General features: G+C 59.5%; 26 protein-coding genes. 3 read left to right on the forward strand and 23 right to left on the reverse strand.

Annotation, left to right across the window (positions count from 1 at the left end):
* Nucleotides 1-67 precede the first annotated feature (67 nt).
* The 8 genes from murB to Q8R10_RS03340 all read right to left on the reverse strand — a co-directional run bounded on the left by murB (nt 68) and on the right by Q8R10_RS03340 (nt 6962).
* On the reverse strand, nt 68-1087 hold the full coding sequence (gene murB / locus Q8R10_RS03305) for a UDP-N-acetylmuramate dehydrogenase (protein ID WP_305650989.1): 1020 nt from the start codon (nt 1085-1087) through the stop codon (nt 68-70).
* Complete coding sequence (locus tag Q8R10_RS03310) at nt 1084-1548, reverse strand: low molecular weight protein-tyrosine-phosphatase (protein ID WP_305650991.1); 465 nt, start codon at nt 1546-1548, stop codon at nt 1084-1086. Before Q8R10_RS03310 ends, murB begins: the two co-directional genes overlap by 4 nt.
* A complete protein-coding gene (kdsB, locus tag Q8R10_RS03315) occupies nt 1548-2312 on the reverse strand; it encodes a 3-deoxy-manno-octulosonate cytidylyltransferase (RefSeq protein ID WP_305650993.1) in 765 nt (254 codons plus the stop codon). Before kdsB ends, Q8R10_RS03310 begins: the two co-directional genes overlap by 1 nt.
* Before the next feature lie 12 nt (nt 2313-2324).
* A complete protein-coding gene (locus tag Q8R10_RS03320; protein WP_305650994.1) occupies nt 2325-2510 on the reverse strand; it encodes a Trm112 family protein in 186 nt (61 codons plus the stop codon).
* A gap of 64 nt (nt 2511-2574) precedes the next feature.
* Nucleotides 2575-3579: a tetraacyldisaccharide 4'-kinase gene (gene lpxK / locus Q8R10_RS03325; protein ID WP_305650996.1), complete on the reverse strand. Its 1005-nt coding sequence runs from the start codon at nt 3577-3579 to the stop codon at nt 2575-2577.
* Nucleotides 3579-4019 carry a biopolymer transporter ExbD gene (locus tag Q8R10_RS03330; RefSeq protein WP_305650997.1) on the reverse strand — a complete coding sequence of 147 codons (441 nt, stop codon included), beginning with the start codon at nt 4017-4019 and terminating at the stop codon, nt 3579-3581. The genes lpxK and Q8R10_RS03330 overlap by 1 nt, the downstream gene beginning before the upstream one ends.
* Nucleotides 4016-4651: a MotA/TolQ/ExbB proton channel family protein gene (locus tag Q8R10_RS03335; protein ID WP_305650999.1), complete on the reverse strand. Its 636-nt coding sequence runs from the start codon at nt 4649-4651 to the stop codon at nt 4016-4018. The genes Q8R10_RS03330 and Q8R10_RS03335 overlap by 4 nt, the downstream gene beginning before the upstream one ends.
* A 73-nt stretch (nt 4652-4724) precedes the next feature.
* Complete coding sequence (locus tag Q8R10_RS03340) at nt 4725-6962, reverse strand: DNA internalization-related competence protein ComEC/Rec2 (RefSeq protein ID WP_305651001.1); 2238 nt, start codon at nt 6960-6962, stop codon at nt 4725-4727.
* 204 nt (nt 6963-7166) lie between these two features.
* Here Q8R10_RS03340 and Q8R10_RS03345 point away from each other — a divergent pair, with 204 nt between their 5' ends.
* A complete protein-coding gene (locus Q8R10_RS03345; RefSeq protein ID WP_305651003.1) occupies nt 7167-7694 on the forward strand; it encodes a DUF2062 domain-containing protein in 528 nt (175 codons plus the stop codon).
* A gap of 298 nt (nt 7695-7992) precedes the next feature.
* Here the strand turns inward: Q8R10_RS03345 and Q8R10_RS03350 are convergent, their stop codons facing one another.
* From Q8R10_RS03350 to Q8R10_RS03360, 3 genes are read right to left on the reverse strand one after another with little or no spacing between them, the layout of a single operon-like run.
* Nucleotides 7993-9237, reverse strand: a complete 1245-nt coding sequence (locus Q8R10_RS03350) for a lipoprotein-releasing ABC transporter permease subunit (RefSeq protein ID WP_305651005.1) — start codon at nt 9235-9237, stop codon at nt 7993-7995.
* 1 nt (nt 9238) lies between these two features.
* A complete protein-coding gene (gene lolD, locus Q8R10_RS03355; RefSeq protein WP_305651006.1) occupies nt 9239-9967 on the reverse strand; it encodes a lipoprotein-releasing ABC transporter ATP-binding protein LolD in 729 nt (242 codons plus the stop codon).
* The gene (locus Q8R10_RS03360; protein WP_305651165.1) at nt 9960-11213 is read right to left on the reverse strand and encodes a lipoprotein-releasing ABC transporter permease subunit; all 1254 of its coding nucleotides are present in this window, start codon (nt 11211-11213) and stop codon (nt 9960-9962) included. The genes lolD and Q8R10_RS03360 overlap by 8 nt, the downstream gene beginning before the upstream one ends.
* 235 nt (nt 11214-11448) lie before the next feature.
* On the opposite strand from Q8R10_RS03360, the gene Q8R10_RS03365 reads away from it, so the two are divergent.
* Both Q8R10_RS03365 and Q8R10_RS03370 read left to right on the forward strand, forming a co-directional pair.
* Nucleotides 11449-12021 carry a PilZ domain-containing protein gene (locus tag Q8R10_RS03365; protein WP_305651008.1) on the forward strand — a complete coding sequence of 191 codons (573 nt, stop codon included), beginning with the start codon at nt 11449-11451 and terminating at the stop codon, nt 12019-12021.
* A gap of 35 nt (nt 12022-12056) precedes the next feature.
* Nucleotides 12057-12776: a glycerophosphodiester phosphodiesterase gene (locus Q8R10_RS03370; RefSeq protein ID WP_305651010.1), complete on the forward strand. Its 720-nt coding sequence runs from the start codon at nt 12057-12059 to the stop codon at nt 12774-12776.
* 146 nt (nt 12777-12922) lie between these two features.
* Here the strand turns inward: Q8R10_RS03370 and sthA are convergent, their stop codons facing one another.
* From sthA to Q8R10_RS03430, 12 genes are all read right to left on the reverse strand, one after another.
* Entirely contained in the window at nt 12923-14317 is a 1395-nt protein-coding gene (sthA, locus tag Q8R10_RS03375; RefSeq protein ID WP_305651012.1) for a Si-specific NAD(P)(+) transhydrogenase, read from the reverse strand.
* 191 nt (nt 14318-14508) lie between these two features.
* Nucleotides 14509-15519: an FAD:protein FMN transferase gene (locus tag Q8R10_RS03380; RefSeq protein ID WP_371133286.1), complete on the reverse strand. Its 1011-nt coding sequence runs from the start codon at nt 15517-15519 to the stop codon at nt 14509-14511.
* A gap of 7 nt (nt 15520-15526) precedes the next feature.
* A complete protein-coding gene (locus tag Q8R10_RS03385; RefSeq protein WP_305651014.1) occupies nt 15527-16933 on the reverse strand; it encodes an amino acid permease in 1407 nt (468 codons plus the stop codon).
* 433 nt (nt 16934-17366) lie between these two features.
* Nucleotides 17367-17693: a hypothetical protein gene (locus Q8R10_RS03390; protein WP_305651016.1), complete on the reverse strand. Its 327-nt coding sequence runs from the start codon at nt 17691-17693 to the stop codon at nt 17367-17369.
* A 150-nt stretch (nt 17694-17843) separates the two neighbouring features.
* Entirely contained in the window at nt 17844-19172 is a 1329-nt protein-coding gene (locus Q8R10_RS03395) for an AarF/ABC1/UbiB kinase family protein (protein WP_305651018.1), read from the reverse strand.
* A 179-nt stretch (nt 19173-19351) separates the two neighbouring features.
* On the reverse strand, nt 19352-20080 hold the full coding sequence (locus Q8R10_RS03400; RefSeq protein WP_305651020.1) for a bifunctional 2-polyprenyl-6-hydroxyphenol methylase/3-demethylubiquinol 3-O-methyltransferase UbiG: 729 nt from the start codon (nt 20078-20080) through the stop codon (nt 19352-19354).
* A 123-nt stretch (nt 20081-20203) separates the two neighbouring features.
* Complete coding sequence (locus Q8R10_RS03405; protein ID WP_305651022.1) at nt 20204-20749, reverse strand: DUF2867 domain-containing protein; 546 nt, start codon at nt 20747-20749, stop codon at nt 20204-20206.
* A 102-nt stretch (nt 20750-20851) separates the two neighbouring features.
* On the reverse strand, nt 20852-21172 hold the full coding sequence (locus tag Q8R10_RS03410) for a DUF1330 domain-containing protein (protein WP_305651024.1): 321 nt from the start codon (nt 21170-21172) through the stop codon (nt 20852-20854).
* A gap of 310 nt (nt 21173-21482) precedes the next feature.
* On the reverse strand, nt 21483-21923 hold the full coding sequence (locus Q8R10_RS03415; RefSeq protein ID WP_305651026.1) for a hypothetical protein: 441 nt from the start codon (nt 21921-21923) through the stop codon (nt 21483-21485).
* The gene (locus Q8R10_RS03420; RefSeq protein ID WP_305651028.1) at nt 21920-22654 is read right to left on the reverse strand and encodes a TetR/AcrR family transcriptional regulator; all 735 of its coding nucleotides are present in this window, start codon (nt 22652-22654) and stop codon (nt 21920-21922) included. Before Q8R10_RS03420 ends, Q8R10_RS03415 begins: the two co-directional genes overlap by 4 nt.
* Before the next feature lie 28 nt (nt 22655-22682).
* Nucleotides 22683-23045: a DUF6463 family protein gene (locus tag Q8R10_RS03425; RefSeq protein WP_305651030.1), complete on the reverse strand. Its 363-nt coding sequence runs from the start codon at nt 23043-23045 to the stop codon at nt 22683-22685.
* Nucleotides 23046-23489: 444 nt separating this feature from the next.
* A complete protein-coding gene (locus Q8R10_RS03430; RefSeq protein ID WP_305651032.1) occupies nt 23490-24938 on the reverse strand; it encodes a glyceraldehyde-3-phosphate dehydrogenase in 1449 nt (482 codons plus the stop codon).
* Nucleotides 24939-25008 lie beyond the last annotated feature (70 nt).

Here is a 25008-nt window from a genome sequence, read left to right on the forward strand (position 1 = left end):
TGCCAAAAGCATCCCCTTTTTTGTGGGCCATGGAAAAGCACCACAGCCCCCGACAGCGCTTATTGGTTCAGAGCACGTTTGGCTCTATCTCTAACTCGACCGCAAACCGCTCGGCGATATCGGCCTGAATCCGCCGCGCCAGACTTAACAGTTGCGCACCGGTGGCCGCGCCATAGTTGACCAAGACCAGCGCTTGCTGTTGATGTACGCCGGCATCGCCCTCGCGAAAACCCTTCCAGCCCGCGCGCTCAATCAACCAACCGGCGGCCAACTTAAACTGATCATTGGGCTGCTCATAAGCCACCAAATCTGGGTGCTCGCTGCGCAAGCGTTGCACCAGCGCAGCCGAGACCACAGGATTTTTGAAGAAGCTACCGGCATTGCCGAGCACGGCCGGATCGGGCAGTTTTTCACTGCGGATGGCGCACACCGCGCGACTGACATCGCTGGCGGTTGGTGCAGCTATGCCCTGCCCTTGCAGATACTGGCGCAAGGGCCCGTACTGCAGATGCAAAGCGGCTTGTCGGCGCAAGATAAAGCGCACCCGTAAAATTAACCAACGCCCCGCCTCACGCTTGAACAGACTGTCGCGGTAACCGAAAGCGGCTTGCTCGAGGCTAAACTCGCGCAACTCACCAGTCTCTCGATCCAGCGCGGTCAAGCCGGCAAACACATCCTTCAGCTCCACCCCATAGGCCCCGATGTTTTGCATCGGCGCGGCGCCGACGGTGCCGGGGATCAAGCTGAGATTCTCCAACCCCATCAAGCCCTGCGCCAAACTCCAGAGCACGAAGGGATGCCAGGGTTCGCCGGCCTCGGCTTCGACCATGACCTCATCGTCGCTGTCAGCCAGCAAGCGAATACCGCGACTAGCCATGCGCAGCACCAGTGCATCAACATCGTGAGTCAGCAACAGATTGCTGCCGCCGCCGATCACCAGCAAGGCTAACTGTCGCTCACGGGCCAAGGCCAAGGCTTCACGCACCTGCGCATCATCCTGAGCCTGGGCAAACAGGCGAGCCCTGACGTTCAGCCCGAAGCTGTTAAAGGCTTTTAGCGAAACATTTTGCTCTAGTTGCAAACTCACAAGCGCCCCTTCAGCTCGGCGACCAGCTCATCACAAGCCTGCTCAAGCAAATCCAGCACCAACTCAAAGCCCTCTTCGCCGCTGTAGTAGGGATCGGGGACCTCCTCAGTCGGCAAGCCATAGCGGCGCAAGAACAGGTCCAGCTGCGCGATGCCGGCGGCGGGCTGCATGCTTTGTAAGTGCTGCAGATTGTTTTGGTCCATGGCGAAAATCAGCTCAAAGCCGGCAAAGTCAGCCGCGCACACTTGCCGCCCACGCAGCGCCGACAGATCGTAGCCCCGACGTTGCGCGGCCAAACGGGTGCGACTGTCGACTGGCTTGCCCACATGCCAGTCGCTGGTGCCGGCCGAATCAACGCTAACCAACTCCTGCAGCCCGGCCGCCGCCAGCTTGTGGCGCAATACGCCCTCGGCGGTCGGCGAACGGCAGATATTGCCCAGGCAAACAAACAAGACTCGCATCAAGCCCCCAGCAACGCGCGCACGCGCTGCAAATCTTCCAGGGTATCGACGCCGGCCGGTGGCGACTCCAGCGCGTCGGCCACATGGATACGCACGCCATGCCAGAGCGCCCGCAACTGCTCCAGGCATTCGGTATCTTCCAGCCAGCATGGGCCCCAGGCGACGAAGTCCTGCAAAAAGCCCGCGCGATAGGCATAAATGCCGATGTGCCGGCGATACGGAACCTGCGCCGGCAACTGCTCACGCCCCAAGGCAAACGCATCCCGCGCCCAAGGCAAGGGCGCGCGACTAAAAGTCAGCGCCAGCCCGTTCACATCGGCAACCACCTTCACCGCATTGGGATTAAACAGGGTTTCCACATCAGTAATAGCTTCGGCCAAAGTGGCAATTTGCGCCTCGGCATGCTTCGCCAAATTGGCCGCAACCTGATCGATAATCGCCGGCGGAATCAGCGGTTCATCACCCTGCACGTTGACCACAATCGCGTCCGCCGCCAACCCCAGTTGCAATGCCACTTCAGCCAAGCGATCGGTGCCGGAGTTGTGATCGACGCGGGTCAATACCACTTCGGCGCCAAAGGCCTGACAAGCCTCAAGAATGCGCAGGTCATCGGTGGCTATCACCACCCGCGCGGCACTGCTTTTTTTCGCCTGCTGCCACACATGCTGAACCATGGGTTTGCCGGCGATGTCTTGCAAGGGTTTGCCGGGCAAGCGACTGGAGGCATAACGGGCCGGAATAACGACGGTAAACACGCTGCTCATGACTTACTTATCCTATTTATCTAGGCGTTCATCGGTACTCAAGGTACGCGCTTCGGTTTCCAGCATCACCGGGATACCGTCGCGTACTGGAAACGCCAAGGCGTCGGCTTTGCAGATCAACTCGGACTTGTCGCGAGCCAGGTGCAACGGGCCTTTACACAGGGGACAGGCGAGAATATCGAGCAGTTTCGGGTCCATGGGGACTCCTTGATAAGGGGGTTAAAACGGCGCGGCGAGTAGCCCGCAAGCAGACAACTGCGCTTTAGCGTGAGACAGCCAACAGGCGATCGAGCTGGCTGTCCAGCCACAGACTAAACGCCGCCGATGGCCGGGCATCCACCGCCAAATACCACCAGTCCGACTGGGCAAAGGCCCGGCACTTGACCGCGTCTTTTTCCGTCATCAGCAATGGCAGCGACGGGCTGAACGACAGTTGCGCGGCACTGTACTGCGCGTGGTCGGCAAAGGCATGCGCAATCGGCTGCCAGTGTAGCGCCTCGAGCGTGTTGAAGAAACGCTGCGGATTGCCGATCCCGGCGACCGCATGCAGCGCTTGGCCAGGCGGGAAAGCACTTAGGCAGCGATGCTCGCCGGTTAGCAAGTTGACCAGCGCGGTAGGCTGCAAGGTAAAGGCGTAACCATCACTGCGATCAGCCGCGGCGCCGTTATACAGCAGCGCATCGACGCTGTGCAGGCGCTCGACCGGCTCGCGCAAGGGACCGGCCGGCAGGCAACGAGCATTGCCCAGGCCCCGGGCAGCATCGATCAGTACCAGCTCCAGGTCACGGGCCAGACGGTAGTGCTGCAAACCGTCATCGCAGAGAATCAGGTCCAGCGGCTCGGCGTCCAATAACGCCTGGACGGCGCGACCACGATCAGGATCGATCATCAGCGCCACGCCACTGCGCTGCACTATCAGCAAGGGCTCATCGCCCGCCACCGCAGCCGACTGCTCGCCACGCACTCGCCAAGGCCAGCTGGGCGGCTGGGCGCCGTAGCCGCGACTGACCACGCCGACGCGCAGGCCACGGGTCCGGCAATGTTCGATTAAATACAGAATTAGCGGAGTCTTGCCGGTGCCGCCGACGGTGATATTGCCCACCACTATCACCGGCACTGGCGCGCGATAAATGGCGCCACGCCCGGCCACGAAATTACCGCGCTTACGCTTGACCACCGCGCGGTACAGCCACTCCAGCGGGCGCAGCAGCAGCAACGCCGGATGGCCTTGATACCAAGCTTGCAGCAGGCGTTCGGTAACGCTCATCAAGGCGCCGCCTTGGCCTCAACGGTGGTGATGCGCAGGTGAGCAAAGCCCAGTTTGCCGGCAGCATCCATCGCGGTGATAAAGGCTTGGTGAGGGGTTTTGGCATCGGCACTAATGGTCAAAGGCAAGCTGTTGTCGCCCTCGGACTCGCGCTGCAGGGCGCTCATCAGGCTGGCCAGGTCGTTGGTTAGCAAGCTTTGTGCATTGACTTGGTATTGGCCATCGGCGCCGATGGCGATTTCCAATTGCTTCAGCTCGGTCTGCGTCGGCGGGCTGCCACTGGACGCCTCGGGCAACTCGATCTTCAGCTGGTTGGGCCGACTAAAAGTGGTAGTCACCACAAAAAACAGCAGCAACACGAAGATCACATCAATCAACGAGGTGAGGTTGAGGAAAACCTCTTCGCGAGCCACATTGCCCGCTCTGCGGCGAAATTTCACGCTTTAGCTTCCTCGCTGAAATCCACCTCACGGTCACCCTGCACCACCTCGACCAACTTGATGGCCTCCTGCTCCATCGCCACCACCAACTCATCGACCCGACGCAGCAGGTAGCGATGGAAGAACACCGCCGGAATCGCCACGATCAAGCCGGCAGCTGTGGTGATCAAAGCCTTGCCAATACCACTGGCGAGCGAGGCGGTGTTGCTCATGCCATCGCCCATAAAGCCGTTAAAAATCTCGATCATGCCGAACACTGTGCCGAGCAAACCCAGCAACGGCGCCATGGCGGCAATCGAGCCGAGGGCATTGAGGTAGCGCTCCAGCTCATGGATAACCCGACTGGCGGCCTCCTCGATGCACTCCTTCATGATCTCACGACCATGCTTGGAGTTGGCCAAGCCGGCGGCCAGCACTTCACCCAAGGGCGAGGTGGCGCGCAGATCTTTGAGCTTTTGCGCATTCAGTTGTTTGTCTTTGATCCAGCGCCACACCAGCCCGAGCAGATGCGGTGGCGACACGCGACTGGCGCGTAAGGTCCACAGGCGTTCGGCGACTATGGCGGTGGCGACTATCGAACTCAAAATAATTGGCAGCATCATCCAGCCGCCGGCTTTCACTAATTCCCACACGCAAGCCACCCTCCAATAAAAAGTGGCCACACTCTAGCATAGGGTCGCCAGTGCGCCGACCGACGCACTTCGCTTATTTTATCAATTCAGGCTGCCAAAAATGCCGCACTTCACGCGCCCCGTACGCGGGTGCACGGCGGCCCAACTGAATCCGCAGCGCACCACTGGGCACGTTGTCGTACAGCACCGCCCCCAATGCCTGGTAACGCGCCAACACCTGTGGATGGGGATGACCATAAGGGTTGCGCCGGCCCCGCGAGAGCAGCACCCCACGCGGCTGCACGGCGCGTAAAAAAGCCCTGGAAGACGAACTAAGACTGCCGTGATGGGGCGCTTGCAGCCAGTCGGCATGCAGATCGCCGGCACGCTTAAGCAAGGCAAACTCTGCGGCCTTATCAATGTCGCCGGTCAACAATAAGCGCTCGCCACCCTGCGCCTCGACCAATAGCACGCAAGACGATGGATTACCGGCCGGCGCTTGCTGCCAGCGCCAGGTGGTAAAGCCCACCCCATCCCACTGCCAGTGCGCACCATCGACGCAGGGTTGCGCCGCTAAAGAGGCAGGCAATTCGCCGGCCTCCCCGCTTAACACCTGGGCTATAGGCAAACCACGGGCCAGGGCCAAAGCGCCACCGGCGTGGTCCATATCGGCATGACTGAGCAGCATCAGGTCGAGTTTTTTCACCCCCAAGCCACGCACCGCCGGCAGCACTATGCGCTCACCCAGATCGAAATCGGCATGTTTGGGGCCGGCGTCATACAGCAGATTGTGCGTACGAGTACGCAGCAGCACCGATAAACCCTGCCCCACATCCCACTGCCAGACCTCCACCTCCCCCAGAGGCGGCGTAACAACCGGCGGGTAAAACAGCGGCAACAGCAGCAGCAGGCCCAAACCACGCCAAGGCACGCCTGCGGGCAGCAACAGCAGCAATGCGCCAAGACTGGCCAGCAACCAGCCCCACAGCGGCACTGTGGCTGACAGCCAAGCCGGGAACCAGCTGGCCACCTGCCCCAGCAACACAAACAACAACTGCATTAAACCGCCGGCCAGCCACAAACAGCCCTCCCCCAACCAAGGAATCGGCAACAGCAAGGTGCCGAGCAATGCCAAGGGCGTCACCAGCAAGCTCAGCCAGGGCACTGCAAACAGGTTGGCCAGCGGGCCACTCAGGCTAATAGGCAAACCCAAGGCCAGCAGCAGCGGCAACAAGCCCAACGCCAGGCTCCACTGCGCTCGCCACCATGCATGCCACCAGGGCCAGGCGCCGAGACGCCCGGCAAACACCCAGGCGAGCAACGCCACCGCCGCAAACGACAGCCAAAAACCGGTCTGCAAACTGGCCAGCGGCTCGACCAACAACACGCCAGCGAACGCCAGTAATAACGGCCACCAGACGCCCAGATGACGAAAACGCAAGCGCCACAGCAACACCAACCCGACCATCACGCAGGCCCGTTGCACCGGCACCTCAAAACCTGCCAACAGCGCATAAGCCAGGGCGACGACAAAGCCCAGCCCGCAGGCGCAAGGCAGCCAGGGCAATTTCTTTGGCCAGAGGCCGAGCCGCGCCAAGCCCACCACCAGGGCATAGACCAAGCCGGCCAGCAACGCGATTTGCTGACCGGAAATCACCAGCAGATGCACGGTTCCCGTGGCCTGCAGCAGCTGCCAGTCTTGCCGTGACAACCCCGAACCGTCACCCAGCACCAAAGCGGCGAGCGCGCCCTGGCGGCCAAAGGCATCGACAGCCAGCAGACGCCTGCGCAACTGGTCGCGCCAAGCGGCAATCCCTGTCGCCGCTTGCACGCGCTCGCCGGCCTTAACCGTGCCCAGCGCACCAACCCGTTGTGCCAGCAGCCACGCCTGATAATCGAAAACCCGCGGATTAACCGAGCCATAGGGGCTGCGCAACTGCACTGCCAACCGCCAGCGCTCACCTGCAAGCACCGAAGGCCCGGCCACCCACGACACCCGTATCAGCTGCGGCAGCTCGGCCCGTCGCGCCTGCGCCTGGGCTAATTGAAAGCGCACCACGCCGCCGCGTAATTCCGGCAAGCCCACCACCACACCCTCCAACCACAGGGTGCGGCCATCCAACTCAGGGGCCAAACGATCATCCAAGGCCAGCTGCGCCGAGACACAGGCCCAGCTGAAACCAAAGAGAAAAAACGCCAGTGGATAGCCGCGGGTCGGCAGCAGCAACAGACCGAGCAGCGGCAATAACAGCAATAGCCATAACGGCGGCAAGGCCGGCAAGAAACGCAAGACCAATAGCCCCAGAGCAAGCGCCAGCATCCCTGCGCGCATAGCCAAACACTCCCGAAAAACAGATTCACCGCTCTGAGCATAGCGGCTCAGTGGCCTTTGCCCGCCCCGCTCAAGACTTGTCACAAAGTGGTCGAGGGTGAGTCGCGCAAAGCTGTGCATAATATTGTCGAAGTCCCACCGCCGCTGTTGACGCCTGCGTCGCGGCCTGCGCGCCGACAGCAACAGAACCTAGAGAGCGCCCAGATGCCGCGTCGACTATTCAAGCGCTATATGCCAGACCCTGAGCGCCTCAAGGAGCATCGCTCGCTGCGATTTCTGGGCAAACTGCTGCATGAGCCAAACCTCTGGCACCTCCACCGCCACTCGGTGTCGCGCGCCATGGCGCTGGGTCTGTTCGCGGCTTTTATTCCGCTGCCAATGCAGATGCTGTTGGCCGCCAGCCTGGCGGTGCTGTGCCGGGCCAACCTGCCGATTGCCGTTGGCCTGGTTTGGCTAACCAACCCAATCACCATGCCACCGGTGTTTTATTGCACCTACCAACTCGGCAGTTGGCTGCTGCAGACCCCGGCCATCAACCTGCCAGACAGCCTCTCTTGGGAATGGATCGGCACCGAACTCAACGCCCTCTGGCAGCCGTTTTTACTCGGTTCGGTGATCACTGGTTTGCTGGCGGGCGCCCTGGGTTACTGCGCAACCATGACCTTTTGGCGCTGCTGGGTGCGCCATGCTTGGCACAAACGCCAACAAGCGCGTCGCGCAAAACAGCCCTAAATAAAAACGCCGCGTTCGTAGGTTGGGTTAGCGGCGACTGGCATGACCTAAGCGGCGCAACGATTTGAGCCGCCGCGTAACCCAACATCGGATCTATGTCGCGCTAACTCAGTAAGAGACTGAAACCGCTTGGTGGGTTACACGGCGCACGGGCTGCTCGGTGGGTTTTGAATCTGCGTGGCGCCGCTAACCCACCCTACGAACTGCGCCTTGCAACACATCACGGGCACATAACCTAAATAAAAGCGCCGTGGCTCAGATCACCTGAACCACGGCGTTTTTATGTGGGGCGGCGCCATTACTCGTAGCGCAACGCCTCCGCCGGCTGAATCTGCGCGGCGCGCCAGGACGGGTACAGGGTGGCCAAGAAGCTCAGGCCAAAACCTGCCGAACAGACCAGTAGCACATCGATGGCGTGCAGATCAGAGGGCAGGTTATTGATGAAGTACACATCCGAGCTGAACACATGCTGACCGCTGAGCCGCTCGAGCCAGCCCACCAGTTCACTGACATTCAGCGCCGCCAGCACCCCCAGCACCGCACCAATGCTGGTGCCGACCAAGCCAATCAAGGTGCCCTGCACCATGAAAACTTGCATGATCTGTCCGGGTGTAGCACCGAGGGTGCGCAAGATGGCGATATCCGCGCCCTTGTCGGCCACCACCATGATCAAGGTGGCGATGATATTGAACGCCGCCACCGCCACTATCAACAGCAACAGCAGGCCGATCATGGTTTTCTCCATTTTCATGGCGGCGAACAGCCCACCCTGGGTCAGGGTCCAGTCTGCCGCCTGATAACCGGCGCCCAGCTGGGCCACAATCGCCGTTGACACTTGCGGCGCCTGATACAGGTCTTTCAGCGCCAAGCGCAGGCTCTGCACTTGATTGGGCTGCCAGTGCTGCATTTGTGCGGCATCGGCCAGGTTAATCAAGGCCTGGGTGCCATCCAGCTCGGCGCCCACCTTAAACACTCCCACCACATTCAAACGCTGCAAACGCGGGGTGATGCCGCCGGCGTTACTGCTGCGCTCGGGGATGATCAGGGTCAGGCTGTCGCCGAGATTCAAGCGAAAACGCCGGGCGGTGATGTCGCCGACAATCACCCCAAACTCGCCGGGCTTGAGGTCATCGAGACGCCCCTGGGTCATGTGCTCACCGATGATCGAAACCTTGGATTCCTCCGCCGGCTCAATCCCGCTGATCTGAATCGGCTGCATGCTGCCCTTGTAAGACAACATGCCCTCCAGCTCACTAAAGGGCGCAACCGCCAGCACCTGCGGGTTTTGCATGGCTGCGGCCGCCAGCGGCCGCCAGTCGTCCAGCGGCGCGCTGGCATGGATGGCCGCGTGGGGCACCATGCCGAGAATCCGCGTACTCATTTCTTTTTGAAAGCCGTTCATCACCGACAGCACCACAATCATCGCCAGCACGCCGAGCGCCAAGCCAATCATCGAAGTCATCGAGATAAAGGAAATAAAGTGATTACGGCGTTTGGCGCGAGTATAGCGCAGGCCGATAAAAATACTTAGGGGCCGGAACATATTAGGCAGCCACCAACCGGCCGTCTTCCAGACGCAGTACGCGATCCATCTGCCGCGCCAACTGCATGTCGTGGGTCACCACCAAAAAAGCCGTGTGCGAGGAGGTGCTGAGTTCTAGCATCAGGTCCTGAATACCTTGGGCGGTATGGTGATCGAGGTTGCCGGTGGGCTCATCGAGCATCACCAACCCTGGCTGATTGACCAAGGCCCGGGCAATCGCCACCCGCTGGCGCTCACCGCCGGACAGTTCGGCCGGTTTGTGTTCAAGCCGATGCCCCAAGCCGACCCGCTCCAGCAAAGCCGTGGCCCGCTTGCGTGCCTCGGGGATCGGCAGTTTGCCGATCAGCAAGGGCATGCAGACGTTTTCCAGCGCAGTAAATTCGGCCAGCAAATGGTGAAACTGATAGACGAAACCCAGGGCGCGGTTACGCAGCAAGCCGCGCTGCTTCTCGTTGAGGGCCGACAGTTCTTCACCGGCCAACCAGACGCTGCCGCTGCTCGGCGTATCCAGCCCGCCGAGCATGTTCAGCAAGGTGCTTTTGCCCGAGCCTGAGCTGCCGACAATCGCCACCCGTTCACCGGGAAACAACTCCAACTCAAGTTCAGCCAGCACTACTACCGCCTGCGGGCCTTCGTCATAGCACTTGCCCAGATTGCGGCAACTGAGTACCGCAGGCTTATTGGCCGCCGAGGGCGTTGAGACTTGGGCATTCAACGTTGAATCATTCATAGCGCAAGGCCTCCGCCGGCTGGGTGCGCGCCGCACGCCACGCCGGATACAAGGTAGCGAGAAAGCTCAGCAGCAAGGCCGCCGAGCAAACCAACAGCACATCATTGAGCTGCAATTGCGAGGGGATGTAATCGATAAAGTACACAGTCGCATCGAGGATCTTATGCCCCAAAAACTTCTCAAGCCACTTGATCCAGCTGCTTATATAGAGAGCAATCGAACAGCCAAGCAGCGCCCCCAGCAGGGTACCCACCACGCCAATCACAGTGCCCTGGACCATAAAGATCGCCATGATTTGCCCGGGCGTGGCGCCCAGGGTGCGCAAAATCGCGATATCGGATTTCTTGTCGGTGACCACCATCACCAGGGTGGAAATAATATTGAAGGCCGCCACCGCCACTATCAGCAGCAACAGCAGGCCGATCATGGCTTTTTCCATCTGGATCGCCTGATACAAGTTGCCCTGGGTACGAGTCCAATCGCGGGCATAGAAATCATCGCTCAAGCGCGCCGCCAACTGCCAAGCCACCTTGGGCGCCTGGAACAAGTCGGCAAATTTCAAACGCAAGCCCTGCACCTGGGTGGGTTTCCAGCGGTGCAAACGGGCCAGATCCTGCACATTGGCCATGGCCACAAAGCCATCCAGCTCGCCGGCGCCGACGTGGAAAATCCCCTTCACGGTAAAACGCTTGAGGCGCGGGAACATGCCCGCCGGCGTCACCGTGACTTCGGGGGCGACGAAGGTGACTTTATCGCCAACCCTGACCCCGAGTTTCTGCGCCGCAATATTGCCGATGACGATGCCGAATTCGCCGGCTTGAAGTTCAGCGAGGCTGCCTTGGCCGTCGACAAAATAGTCGCCGATGATCGACACCTTGCTCTCCTCGGCCGGATCGATGCCGTTAATCAGCACCTTCTGCACCTGATCGCCATAGGTCAGCAGCCCCTGCATTTGCACGAAGGGCGCGACGGCCAGCACTTGCGGATGCTTTTGCATCGGGGCGGCGATGCTGCGCCAGTCATCGATGGGTTGCGCACTTTCAACCGTGGCATGCGGCACCATGCCGAGCACCTTGGTGCGCATCTCATGGTCAAAGCCATTCATCACCGACAGCACCACAATCATCACCAGCACGCCGAGTGCCAGGCCGATCATCGAGGTCAGGGAGATAAAGGAAACGAAGTGGTTACGGCGTTTGGCCCGCGTGTAACGCGCACCGATATAGATAGACAGCGGTCTAAACATGGACATAAAAATATTCGCAGGCGAAAGAGGAGACATCCGGGTCAAGCGCGATTTACCACTGCGCCGCGTTACTGCCGAGTTGCCAGCGAATCAACTGTGCCGAGCCAGGTCACACTGCCGATTTGCCGCTTTTGACCCAGCCACCACTCAACTGCCGTGGTTTTCACCGTCATGTGTTGGCAGGGCTTGGCTGGCAGCTTTACACTCCGACAATCACTCAGGCCATGGGTTCAGCATGTCGACTCAAGACGTAGACGATCGCCGCGAATATTACCGTATAGGCGACACTATCGCACTGGATTTCACCCTCTTGTCTGGCGCCAATGCGCTGGCCACTGACGTCCTGCACGACGCCTCGCCGTTGTTCAACTTACTCAGCGATTTGCATCTACTGGACTTCGAAGCCCAGCACTTGCTGCGACAAATCAGCGAGCGTGATCGCACCCTGGCCAACTATCTCAAGGTGATGAACAAGCGCATCGACCTGCTCGGCCAGGCGCTGGCGCAAAACCTGTTGCGTGATGTCGGCGCGCCGCGCCAGGTGACCATGTCCGAAAGCGGCATCAGCTTTAACAACCTGCAAGAGCTTGCAGTCGGCAGCCATCTGGCGATCAAAATGGTGTTGATGCCGCAAGCATTGGGCCTGTTACTGCGCGGTCAGGTGGTCAATTGCCGGCTACGCGACGATGGCCAGTATGAAATCGGCATCGAGTTCGAAGCCCTTACCGATGCCCAACGCCAACTGATGGCCCGGCATATTCTGCAGCGCCAGGCGCTGGAGCGCCGGCAGTTGCGCGAACAAGTCTAAGCCGCCGCAACGCAGACCACTTTCAAGGAGCAAACGTGACACTGATCTATGGCCACCGCGGCGCCAAAGGCGAAGCACCGGAAAACACCCTGGCCAGCTTTCAGCAGTGCCTGGCCCACGGCGTCAAACGTTGCGAACTGGATCTGTACCTGTCCCGCGATGGCGAGCTGATGGTGATTCACGACCCAACGCTCAAGCGCACCACCGGCCGGCGCGGCAAGGTCAGTCAGCACCTGGCCGCCGACCTGATCGGCTATGACGCCCGCCTTGGCGGCCCCGGCTGGCTGCAGCCCTGCCCGATCCCCCGGTTGGAGGAGTTATTTCAACACTGCGCCTTCGAACACTGGCAGCTGGAAGTAAAAAGCGCCTCCCGAGTAAAAGCCGCCAACACCGTACTGGCCATCCGCGAACTGGCCGCCCGTTACGGTTTACTCGACAAAATCTGCATCACCTCCAGCTCGCGCGAAGTGCTGCGCGCCGGGCAACGCCTGGTTCCGGACATAGCGCGCGGCCTGGTGGCCGAATACGACTGGCTCGACCCACTAAAGGTCGCCAAACGTTACGGCTGCAGCCTGCTGGCCCTGAACTGGACGCTGTGCACCCCCGAGCGCCTGCAAAAAGCCCAAAAACAAGGGCTGCACGTGTCGGTATGGACGGTCAACGAACCCGCGCTGATGCGCAGGCTCGCGGACTTTGGCGTCGACAGCCTGATTACCGACTTTCCCGGTTTGGCCGTGGCGACCCTGAACTCTTAGCGGCGCTCTTCGCGCAATAAAAAACCGACCTCGCGGGTCGGTTTTTTATTGCCTGACTCAAAAGCTCTCACGGTTGGGCCAGCGCCACAGATGAGAATCTCTGAACGGATCTACCCCGCCCGGCTCAGACCACCGGCCGGAGCCGCTCAAAAAAGCCGGTTGAGGCCATCGAACGCCGCCACCCGATAAGCCTCGGCCATGGTCGGGTAGTTGAAGGTGGTGTTGACGAAGTACTTGATGGTATTGCCCTCGCCCTGCTGGTTCATGATCGCCTGGCCGATGTGCACAATTTCTGAGGCCTGGTAGCCGAAGCAGTGCACCCCGAGGATTTCCAGGGTTTCGCGGTGGAACAGAATTTTCAGCATGCCCACCGGCTCGGCAGAAATCTGCGCCCGGGCCATGCCCTTGAAGAACGCCTTGCCGACTTCATAGGGGATCTTCTCGGCAGTCAGCTCCTGCTCGCTCTTGCCGATCGAGCTGATCTCCGGAATGGTGTAGATACCGGTCGGCACATCGTTGACGAACCGACAGCTGTCATTACCCACCGCATTGCCCGCGGCCGAACGACCCTGGTCATAAGCGGCGCTGGCCAGACTCGGCCAGCCAATCACATCGCCGGCGGCATACACGTTCTGCACCGGGGTGCGGTACTGATGATCGACTTCGATCTGGCCACGGCCGTTGGCCTTCAGGCCAATATTCTCCAGCCCCAGCTTGTCGGTGTTGCCGGTACGGCCGTTGCACCAGAGCAAGGCGTCGGCCTTGATCTTCTTGCCGGATTTGAGGTGCAGGATGACGCCGTGCTCCTGCCCTTCAATGCGCTCGTACTCTTCGTTATGCCGAATCATCACGTTGTTGTTGCTTAGGTGATAACTCAGGGCCTGGGAAATTTCATCGTCCAGAAAGCTGAGCAACCGATCACGGTTGTCGATCAGGTCGACCAGTACGCCCAGGCCGCTGAAGATCGAGGCGTACTCGCAACCGATCACCCCGGCGCCGTAGATGATCAGCCGGCGCGGCGTGTGGCTGAGGTTAAGAATGGTGTCGCTGTCATACACCCGCGGGTGGCTGAAATCGACATCCAGCGGACGGTATGGGCGCGAGCCGGTGGCGATCACCACCTGCTTGGTCACTATGGTTTCCACCACGCCATTCGGACAGACCACCTGAATGGTCTGCTCGTCGGCGAAACTGGCCGAGCCGAAGAACACATCGATGCGGTTACGCGCGTAATAGCCAGTGCGCGAGGTGACCTGCTTGGAGATCACCCGCTCGGCGCTCTGCAGCACATCAGGGAAAGAGAACCAGCGCGGCTCGCCAATCTGCCGGAACAGCGGGTTGGTGTTGTACTGCATGATCTGCCGCACCGAGTGGCGCAGGGCTTTGGAAGGGATGGTGCCCAGGTGGGTACAGTTGCCGCCGACCAGCCGGCGATCATCGATCACCGCCACCTTGCGCCCGGCCTTGGCCGCGTTCATGGCCGCGCCTTCACCGGCGGGGCCTGAGCCCAGCACCACCACGTCGTAGTTATAGACCGCCATGCTTACTCCTTGGTAACTGGCCGGGCCGCCGCGCTGGCAAACTCGGCATCACTGCGGCAAGTACTGCCGAAGTATTCAATAGTTACAGCAGCTTAGCTGCCGTTTATGGGGCTGCACATTAGCCCTTGGTCGCGCGGTAGGCGAGCATTGCCTGCACTACATCTTGCCCTGCTGCAATTTGTCACAGCCTATCAGGGCTGTTCTGCCCCAAACAGCCGAGTAAAGGCACTGCTGCTGTGACTGACAAAGCCTGGCCCGACGCGGCTGACAAACAGCGCGGCAATCCCCTCACGCTCGGCAAAGGCCAGACCACGCTCAGGCCCCAGCACCATCAACAAGGTCGACAAGCCATCGGCGCGCTGCACCGCGCGATCGACCACGCTGACCTGCGCCAACCCATGCTTGATCGGCGCGCCCGTGAGTGGATCGAGGGTATGGGAATAGTGCTGGCCGTCTTGTTCAAAATAATTGTGATAATCACCGGAGGTGGAAATCCCGTAACCGTCCAAGGGCAGAATCCGCTGCGCCACTTGCTGGTTATCCAGCGGCGCTTCGATGGCGATACGCCAGGGGCTGCCGTCGGCTTTTTGGCCCTGGGCTTTCACCTCACCAGTGACCTCCACCAGATAGCTGCCCACACCAAGCTCGCCCAGTTTGGCGGCGATGCGATCCACCGCATAGCCGGCGGCGATGCTGTTGAAGTCGAGGGCAACCGCCGCATCCTTGCACAGTTGCTGGCCGTCGATACGCACATGCTGATGTCCCACCCGCAAGCGCACGGCGGCAATCTCGCTGGCCGTCGGCACCCGTTCATCTCGCGCTTGCGGGCCGAAGCCCCAAAGGTTCAGCAGCGGCTCTACGGTCATGTCGAAGGCGCCCGCGCTCTGCTGCGACAGTTGCTCGCCAAAACGCACCAACCCCAACACCTCAGCCGGCAGCTGCTGGCAGCTATTGGCTGGCAAGGCATTGAAGCGGGCAATCAAGGAGTCATTGCGATAGGTCGAGAGCTGCTGATCGACCTCGGCCAGAATCGCCTCGGTGGCCGCTTGGGCATGCGCCACAGTCGGCCCATGAGCAGCCGGCAGGTACTTGATCGAATAACTGCTGCCCATGGTTGGGCCGCCGAACTCCAGTGGTGACTCGCCACAGCCGAGCAAGCCGAGACACGCCAGCACAAGTGCGCCAGCGCCACAGCCGCGCAACCTGCCTTTAAACAAGATCGCCCTGCAAACCCACGCGCTGCGCGCGCAATTTGAGCCAGTAGCAACCAGCAATAAACGCCAACCAGAAAGGGATGGCGTAGACCGACAGGTTGATCCCCGGAATCAACAGCATGACGCCGAGAATCAAGGCCACGAAGGCCAGGCACAGGTAATTGCTAAAGGGGTACCAGAGCGACTTAAAGCCCGGCTCGATACCGCGCAGGTTCAGGCTCTGGCGAAATTTCAAGTGCGACAGGCTGATCATCGCCCAGTTAATTACCAAGGCCGAGACCACCAAGGCCATCAGCATTTCCAGGGCTTTTTGCGGCGCCAGATAATTCACCAGCACGCACAACAGGGTAATCAACGCCGACACGCCTATGGCCAACACCGGCACCCCGCGCTTATTCACCCGCATAAACGCCTTGGGCGCATCGCCCTGCTCGGCCAGGCCAAACAGCATCCGGCTGTTGCAATAGACACCGCTGTTGTAGACCGACAACGCCGCCGTCAGCACCACAAAATTGAGCAGGTGCGCCGCCGTGTCGCTGCCGATCAGCGAGAAAATCTGCACAAAGGGGCTGCTGCTGTATGGGTCGCCGGCGGCATTTAGGGTTTCCAGCAGCTTGTCCCAGGGATAGAGCATCAGCAGCACGCTCAAGGCGCCGATGTAGAAAATCAGAATCCGCCAGACCACTTGATTGATCGCCTTGGGGATCACCTTCTTCGGCTCGGCCGCCTCGGCGGCGGTGATGCCCACCAGCTCCAGGCCACCAAAGGAAAACATGATGATGGCCAACACCATCACCAGCCCCTCGATGCCATTGGGGAAGAAGCCGCCATGGCTCCACAGATTGCTCACCGCCGCCTGCTCGCCACCCTGGCCGCTGATCAGCAGGTACAGGCCGAGCACAATCATGCCGATAATCGCCACCACCTTAATCAGCGCAAACCAGAACTCGGTCTCGCCGAAGACCTTGACGCTGCTTAGGTTGAGAGCATTGATCACGACAAAAAACACCGCCGCGGAAACCCAGCTGGGGATCTCCGGCCACCAAAACTGCACGTATTTACCCACCGCCGTCAGCTCGGCCATGCCCACCAGCACGTAGAGCACCCAGTAGTTCCAGCCAGACAAAAAGCCCGCATAACCACCAATATACTGGTGGGCGAAATGGCTGAAGGAGCCGGCCACTGGCTCCTCGACAATCATCTCGCCGAGCTGGCGCATGATTAAAAAGGCAATAAAGCCGGCTATCGCATAACCCAGAATCATCGACGGCCCGGCAGATTTAAGCACCCCGGCCGAGCCGAGAAACAACCCGGTGCCGATGGCGCCACCCAGGGCAATCAACTGAATATGCCGATTTAACAAGCCACGCTTGAGCTCACCGGTTGGTTGCGGCTGATCCATTCTCACTGCCTCATCACTGCGGCGCTGTACGCCTGGTCGTGGTCTAGCTCAACGCGGGATCGCCGCCCTGAGCGCGTATAAATGCAAAACGGGAGCCAAGCAGACCGAGTGAAAACGTAGCGAGCGAAGGTTAGGCAAGGCAAAAACAGGCGAAAAAGCGCAGTTTACGAGCTGTAAATGAGCATTTTGAGCCTGTTTTTAACGCCGTATAACCGAGCGCAGTAGTTTTCACACAGTCTGCAAGGCTCCCGTTTCACTGTGTTGCACCAGCGCTAGTTTAGCGCGGGAAGGCTGGCGGGTTCACCCCGGCCATGTCGTCAAAAGGGAACAGATTTATTTTTCGGTCTCTTTCCTTGGCCTGGCCTGCCCCGAAACCCTACCCGAAGAACTGGCTGAGTAAACTTGCGCGGGCAGTCCTGTTAAGGGTTACCGCTTACTTGCATTCCGGCAGTGGCATTGCGAAGTCGGTGGTGATGTCCACCCTCGCGTTGGGGGTCGCATCTACCAGCAAGCCCAGCATCCCCTGGGAGTTCCAGGAGCTGACCGGCGGGCCGTCATACACGACCACATTGCCGCTCTCATAGAGCCGCAACCGGTTAATGCCACCGTACCAAGTGAACGATACCGGTTGAGCCGTGGCGGTTTGCACCCAATTCATTCCCGCGCCAATAGCGGTGGGTTGCGTACAGTACTTGGCTTGGGCCGGTAGAGCACACGCAGTGATGAGCAGCAGACTAGCGACGCGAATACCTTTTTCCATGATGACCTCCGAGTCTAGCGCAATAAAAATCGAAGCGGTGTTGCCCTATAAGTTGTAGTTCATCAAGGCTCGGCGGCGGGTCTATAAATTTCGCCAAGGGTCATCAGCCTGCGGTACCCAATAAAAATACCAATAGAATCAGATGGTTTCTTAGTGAATCCAGGGATTGCTGGTGCGTACACGGGCACCCAGGGCTTTGAGCAATTGAGTCAGGCCCAGGTAGGTCCGGTCAAAATAAGGCAGGTCGGGGGGCATGCCGTGCAAGTGCTGCAGCGCTTGGCGTTGGTGCTGAGAGTTCAGGTGCGGATAGGGCGGGAGCTGCCCAAAGTCGTAAACCGGCAGCAAAAACGGCAGCCGCTGCCAGGCCTGCAGTGTGGCCAGCGCGGGCAGGAGCTGCGATTGAAAGTCCTGCGGCTTGAGCGCGTGGGAGACCAGTCCCAAGCTCAGGTAAGCCTGCTGCAATTGGTCCGCGTTAACCGGCTCACGCACCATGGCCGACCAGACGGCGCCAATGGCCAAACAAAACTCTTCGCCCAGCGCGCGGGTGCAACCAAAGTCCAACAAACCCAATTGCCCATCCGGCATAAACAAAAAATTGCCAGGATGCGGGTCGGCCTGCAAGCGCCGCAATACGAATACGCAGTGCAGAAAGGTGTCGAACAGTAATTGCCCAAAGTGATCGCGCTGGGCCTGACTAGGCTGACCGCGCAACCACTCGTTCAGGTGTGCACCTTGCAAGCGCTGCATGGTGAGTACGCGCCGGGTGCTGAGATGCGCCACCGGCTGGGGAATCACCAGGTTGGGCAGCAGCAGTCTTTGCGCAAACCAGGTGAGCTGATCGGCTTCGTGTAGGTAGTCCAACTCCTCGCTCAGTTTGTGTTCCACATCGGCCAGGACGCGCTCGATGATGTCCGCCCTGGGCAAGGCATCGGAACCCGCGCCAAAGGTTTGTAGCAAACTGCGGAGCATGCGCATATCACTGCCAATCGAGCTGGCCACGCCCGGGTATTGCAGTTTTACGGCCACGGTTTCACCACTGATCAACGTCGCTGCATGCACCTGGCCCAAGCTGGCTGCGGCGAAGGCCTGGGCGTCGAAGTGCTGAAACAAGGCATGCGGGTCCTGACCAAACTCCTGACGCATGACCTTGATCACCAGCGCGCGATTGAGTGGCGTGACCTGGTAGTGCGCCCGGGCCAGCTCGGTACGCATGCCCTCCGGTAAAAAACCCAACTCCATGCTCAGAAGTTGTGAGGCTTTCAGGGCCGTGCCTTTGAGCTGGTTCAACGCCGTAAACAGAATACGGCCCAGCGCCTTCTCATGCTCGACGCGCGCTTGCGCTGCCTGCTCGTCAGACAGGGTGAGGGTCTGCGCCTTATGGCCCAGGTGCGCGATGCCGGCCCGCGCCACCGCCACGCCGGCAATGGCGCTGCGGGCGAGTCGACCGGTGCGGGGTGGCTGCTCTGCCGAAGTCTTCACGTCACTATCCCTCGCAAGTTATTGGCCAAAAAAATTTCAGCAAGAGCAACAAGGCGCGCACCCATTAGCGCACTGCCACAAGTTAGCCCCTGAGGTTGCTGATCAAGCCTTCTGATACTGGTGGTGTCGCTAACGTTTGAGTTCAGCGGCGGCCGAAGGCCGTCCGCTGGGACGAATGGTTAGACGCTTGTTGCTACAACACGGACCATACCTTCAAGCCCTGGCTCGACGTGAACGGAAAAGCCGTTCGCCTGAAGTGCCGTGGATACCCATTCTGGCGAAAGCCTGAGCTTCCGATAGGCGCTGACCCGCAGCCGCCAAGTAGAAGCAATTCGTTCATGGAGCACATCGTGCACATTGACGTAATCGGGGGCGTACTCAAGAAAGCAGGTCAATATTCGATCAGTGTCGCTCTTTACGGAGACAAAGCGCCCTTGGCCAACAAGTGGAGATGTGTAGTCTCGGAACGTGGCGATGAACTTGCCACCCGACCGCAACGATTCCGCAACAAGAGAGAACAGCTTCTCGACGGACGCCAGTTCTGGCAGGTGAGTCAACGTATCTCCCATGCACAAGATTAGATTTGCCTTTGCGTCGAGGTGGCGCGGAAATGACAAGAGGTCATCCTCGACCGCTCTGACGGGCAGCGCTTCAGCGTGCACCCGCAGCTCGTCAAGCAGGATAGAGGATGTGTCCACTGCGACCACTGAGCAGCCGCGGCGAGCCAATGGAATGGTGTGCATGCCGAAGCCCGCGCCGAGATCAACGGCGGTGGTTCCACTGGCTAGAGTTGGGAGAACGGCTTCGATCTCGGCTTCGCCCCGAGATACGGCGGCATCAAAGCCGCCGGCCATCCACAGGTAGACAGGAGCGAGGTGGATCTCGTAGTGATCAGCGACGGTGGCCATAAATGTGGGTTCCAAGCGTCTAACGACCGAGTTGAGGTTCGCGCATGAAGCGGGCGAAGCCCGCAAAAGGCGCGTTCCGCCCGAACGACTGGTTAGGCTGCGCATGGCGACTGGGAGTTTTGCTCACGCCTCCGTGGCCATTGGCCAACCGATTCGTGCGGCACGACGGAGATTGGATTGAACGACCAAGCGGTGGAACGGGGCGATGACAAGAATATAGAGACGACCCAGGCGGTTGTGGCAATGGACCACGGTTGACAGAGTCAGGTGACGTTTGCCTCCCGCCGACGACTGATTGGAACAGAGGACGGAGAGCCTGAAGTCCAGGTGCTTGTCGTCTTCTCCAAGGATAACTTCGGTCGGACTGGTGCCGTAGATCCTGAAGATGCCGACGCGGCCTGTCGTGCTCTCCGCACCAAGTAACGCAAGTTGCTTGGCAGTTTTGAGGCCGAACCTGCCGACCACCGTATCTCGGACTGCCATGAGGCTGCTGACCCACGGTGCTTGTTGGGAGAAGATGAACCTCGCCAACAGTTCGGGATTGGTCGACGCTCCGGGCGGAAGCTCGATTGAGTAAGCGTCAGCAAGATTCGTCGTTGCGTAGGCTCCGGAAATTGCCGACTCCGGAGGAAGCGATACAGGCGTTGCGCGATGCTGTTGAGTTGACATGTGTGCGATCCAGTGGCTGGGTTCTGAGGTCTAACGCGCCGTTGAGCGGCGCCGGAGCGCGTAGCGCGGAGGCGTCCGCTCGAACGGCTGGCTAGGCGTCATTCACATCGTTTCCAACAGACGGAGATTCTTCTCTAAGTCCAATTCTTCTACCGTGACAGCAATTCCTTTTGAATTGTCTGTGCGCAGATGAATGATCTTTTGGTACTCGGGTGAGTGGTACCAACTATTAAGCGCTTCCTTTGATTTGAATCGAATAACGACCGTCATCGAGCCTGGCTCACCCTCTAACGGTTCCGATTCGTAATCGGCTACGAGTACTTCTGCGCCATGCGCTTCCAGCGTCGGAAAAACGGCGGGGACATAAAATTTAAAGCCTTCCGGCTTCGTGAGTTCGAAGTTGGCAACCAGATATGCGCTCATCAATTTCTCCTTGACTCGTCGTGTTAGTAACTTGGTTTGCTCATTTCGTCGAGGAACCTAGCCGCTGCAGGATAATGGGACGGCTCCGTGACGCTTAACAATGGAGTTACTCTGACCACTTGCTCGAGAAGAAACCCATTGCTGTAGAGGGCACGACTTCATCCGTCTTGCCTGGCTTGGACTGCACATGGGTAATTCTTGCGAACATAGATTTCTCCAGTGATAAATACCCGTACTGCAAGCGTTCTAAGGGTGAGCTGGATCGACGTTAACCAGTCAGCGCCCAGATCGCAGCACACAGCGGTATCTTCTATAAGCGGCTCCAAACCTGGAGCACTCCCTGTAAATGAATCAAACCAAAACCGCAGCAAATCACCGAACTCCACAGCATGAAGGGGCTGACCAGTGCCGGTTTGAAAAGTAGCCAGGGCACTATGGCCAGCCCCCGCAGCAAATAAACTGCCGTGATCAGACCCAAGACTGGTCGCTGCCAGGCAAACACACCTTGCGCCAGCGGCCAACCGGCCCCGGCCAGCGCATAGGCACTCCAGAGAAACAGCACCGACGCAATGCCCGCAGTAATAAGGGCCGGATACCAGCTACCGGCCTGAGCCATACGCGCCATATCTTCACCGGCACCAAAGTAGCGGTACCACGGCGCGCCGCCGACGATAATGCCCAGGTGCAGCAGGCCAGCCACGGCACTCAGCCCAGCCGCCCAGACCAGCCACAGATTCAGTGGAGCACTCATTTGCGCGCCGCCTCCATGCCCCGACGTGCGAGCTGGAGCAGGTCCATCAACCCACTGCCCTCGTGCATCAGCCGCGCCATTTGGCTGCGTAGCACAAAGCCACCCAGCTCCAGCACCTTGTCGATCAAACCACTGCGCAAGGCCAACACCAGCACTCCCAGGCTCAGATCAACCATTTGAGTGGTATTGGCAAAGACGTCAGTTTTGTCACGTAACCAGTAAGCCAGCACGGCGTACACATAGTCCGCCAGCAACCCGGCCAGGCTGGGCTTGAAGCCACAGGGGAGGATTTCACCGGCCGTTTCGGCATGTTCCAGCATCTCGGCGAAAGCCTGTTGGAGCAGAGCCTTGGCTGGCAGCTCTTGGCCCATCAGCAGCATGGGCGTGCGTGCAATCAGGCCACGCGCAATGCCGACAAACTCGCGGTCGGCCAAGACAATCTCCAGCAGGCTGTCGATCAACAACTGCAGGCGCTCTTGCAGCGTGAAGCTCGCTTGCCCACGGGTGGACTGCATTTGCGCCAGGGCGTCGGCGATGGCTTGTTCAAAGTAAGCCATCACCAGCTTTTCCTTACTGGGGAAATACTTGTAAATGGTGGCGTCTCCCAGGTCGGCGGCCCGGGCAATCTGCTTCATCGTGGTGCCTTCAAACCCGTGCTGGGTCATCAAGTCAACCGCAGTTTGGATGATCAAGCGGCGGTTTTTAGCCTGCTGGGCTTTGGTGGTACGCATAGTGGGAACCTCAGGGCTTGCGCCGCGGTTAGGGCAACAGACCGTAGCCCGCAGCAATCAGCAAAGGACTGACAAACAGCGCCGCCCAAAACGGCGACTTGGGGAAGGCTGTAACCCCTACCAGGGCGATTACAAACGTATAGATGCCGAGGAGCTTGAGCAGCGCGAGGTCGCCAACTGCAACCGCGTGGATGCCCATATGCCCGGCGAGCATGAGCAGCGGGCCGAAAATGACAAACCAAAAAGCGCTACGGCGCACCTCTGGCACCCCGAACTGCCCGACGTAGCCGGCAGAAACCGCCGCCAGCAAAGGCCTCTTGAACTTGACCACGCCAAAGACGATGTGCGCCACCCCCAGCGAAAACACGAACCACACAAGTGCGCTTGCCATACCCAAAGCCTCCCCTTACTCGAAAATCAACATTAGCATAAAGAATACTTACTATCGATTAAATTGAATTAATTTATAATTTTAGAATATAAAATACCAATTAAAGAGATAGAGCACTCCCACCTCGGTGCCGGCCAAGCGAATGGCACCGGCACACATGCCGCCCAGAACCGAGCCGTAGATGGCTAATTGGGGGCTCGCTGCCGCCATCGGCTTTGGCGTTTACGCCAAAGCCGATGGCCCTGGTGTGAACGCTGGCGCGTAAAGTCATCGACATCGACCTGATTGCACCCCACCACCTTCAGTCGCCTGACATACAGTTCGGCCAGCCCCGGCAGGGCTACACCGATCCGCCTCCAGTAAGGCCAGTTGCGCAAAAACATTCCTCGCCAAAACGCAAAACGGGAGCCGAAGCTCCCGTTTTGTTATTACCCGTCGCCTGTATTAGCGCGGGAAAGCTGGCGGGTTAACCCCGGCCATGTCTTCCATCACCCGTACTACCTGGCAGCTGTAGCCGAACTCGTTGTCGTACCAGACGTAGAGCACGACGCGGTTGTCGTTGCAGATGGTGGCTTCGGCATCGACCACACCGGCATGACGCGAGCCGACGAAATCGGTGGAAACCACTTCCAGCGACTGGACGAAATCGATCTGCTTGTGCAGGTCCGAGTGCAGGGCCATGTGGCGCAGGTACTCGTTCATCTCTTCGCGGGTGCTGGCTTTCTCAAGGTTGAGATTGAGAATCGCCATTGACACGTTCGGCGTCGGTACGCGAATGGCGTTGCCGGTCAACTTGCCTTTCAGCACTGGCAGCGCTTTGGCGGCAGCAGTGGCGGCACCGGTTTCGGTGATCACCATATTCAGCGGCGCCGAACGACCACGGCGATCGCCCTTGTGGAAGTTGTCGATCAGGTTCTGGTCGTTGGTGTACGAATGCACGGTTTCAACGTGGCCGTTGAGGATGCCGAACTTGTCATTCACCGCTTTAAGCACCGGCACGATGGCGTTGGTGGTGCAGGAGGCGGCCGAGATGATTTTGTCATCGGCGCTGATTTCGCCATGGTTAATGCCATGCACGATGTTCTTCAGTTCACCCTTACCCGGTGCGGTCAGCACCACGCGGTCGATACCTGGGCAAGCCAAATGTTGGCCCAGGCCCTCGGCATCGCGCCAAACGCCGGTGTTGTCGACCAGCAGAGCGTTCTGAATGCCGTACTGGGTGTAGTCGACTTCTTTCGGGTCTTTGGCGTAGATAACCTGGATCAGGTTGCCGTTGGCAGTGATGGTGTTGTTGGCTTCATCGATGGTGATGGTGCCATCGAACGGGCCATGCACCGAGTCGCGGCGCAGCAGGCTGGCACGCTTGACCAGGTCATTGTCGGCCCCCTTACGCACGACAATGGCGCGCAGACGCAAGCCATCGCCACCACCGGTTTTCTCGATCAGGATGCGCGCCAACAGGCGGCCGATACGACCAAAACCGTAGAGCACAACGTCGGTGCCTTTACTGGCTTTAACGCCTTGCTGGCCTACAACCGCGGCCATTTCTTCGCGCACGAACTGCTCAACGCTGCGGCCATTGCCTTCAGCTTTGAACTTGCTGGCCATCCGCCCGAGGTCAACCGAGGCGGCGCCGAGTTTCAGCTCACTCATGACTTTGAGCAGCGGGAAGGTGTCCTGCACCGCCAGTTCGGCATCATTGGCCAAGCGGTGGCGAGCAAAGCGGTGGGCTTTGAGAATGGAGATAACCGAACGGTTGATCAGACTGCGGCCGTAGATCGAACTCACCACATTATTATTGCGGTAAAGCTGGCCAATCAGCGGAATCATCGCCTCGGCGAGGGCTTCACGGTCAATCCACTCACTGAGACACTGGTCAGACTTCTGGGTCACAGGCAGTACCTTCCACGATATGTAGGGGCTAAAAAAAGGGACTACATTATGACGGCGCAAGCCGATAGGA

This window comes from Pseudomonas sp., from assembly GCF_030698175.1.
Lineage (GTDB): Bacteria > Pseudomonadota > Gammaproteobacteria > Pseudomonadales > Pseudomonadaceae > Aquipseudomonas.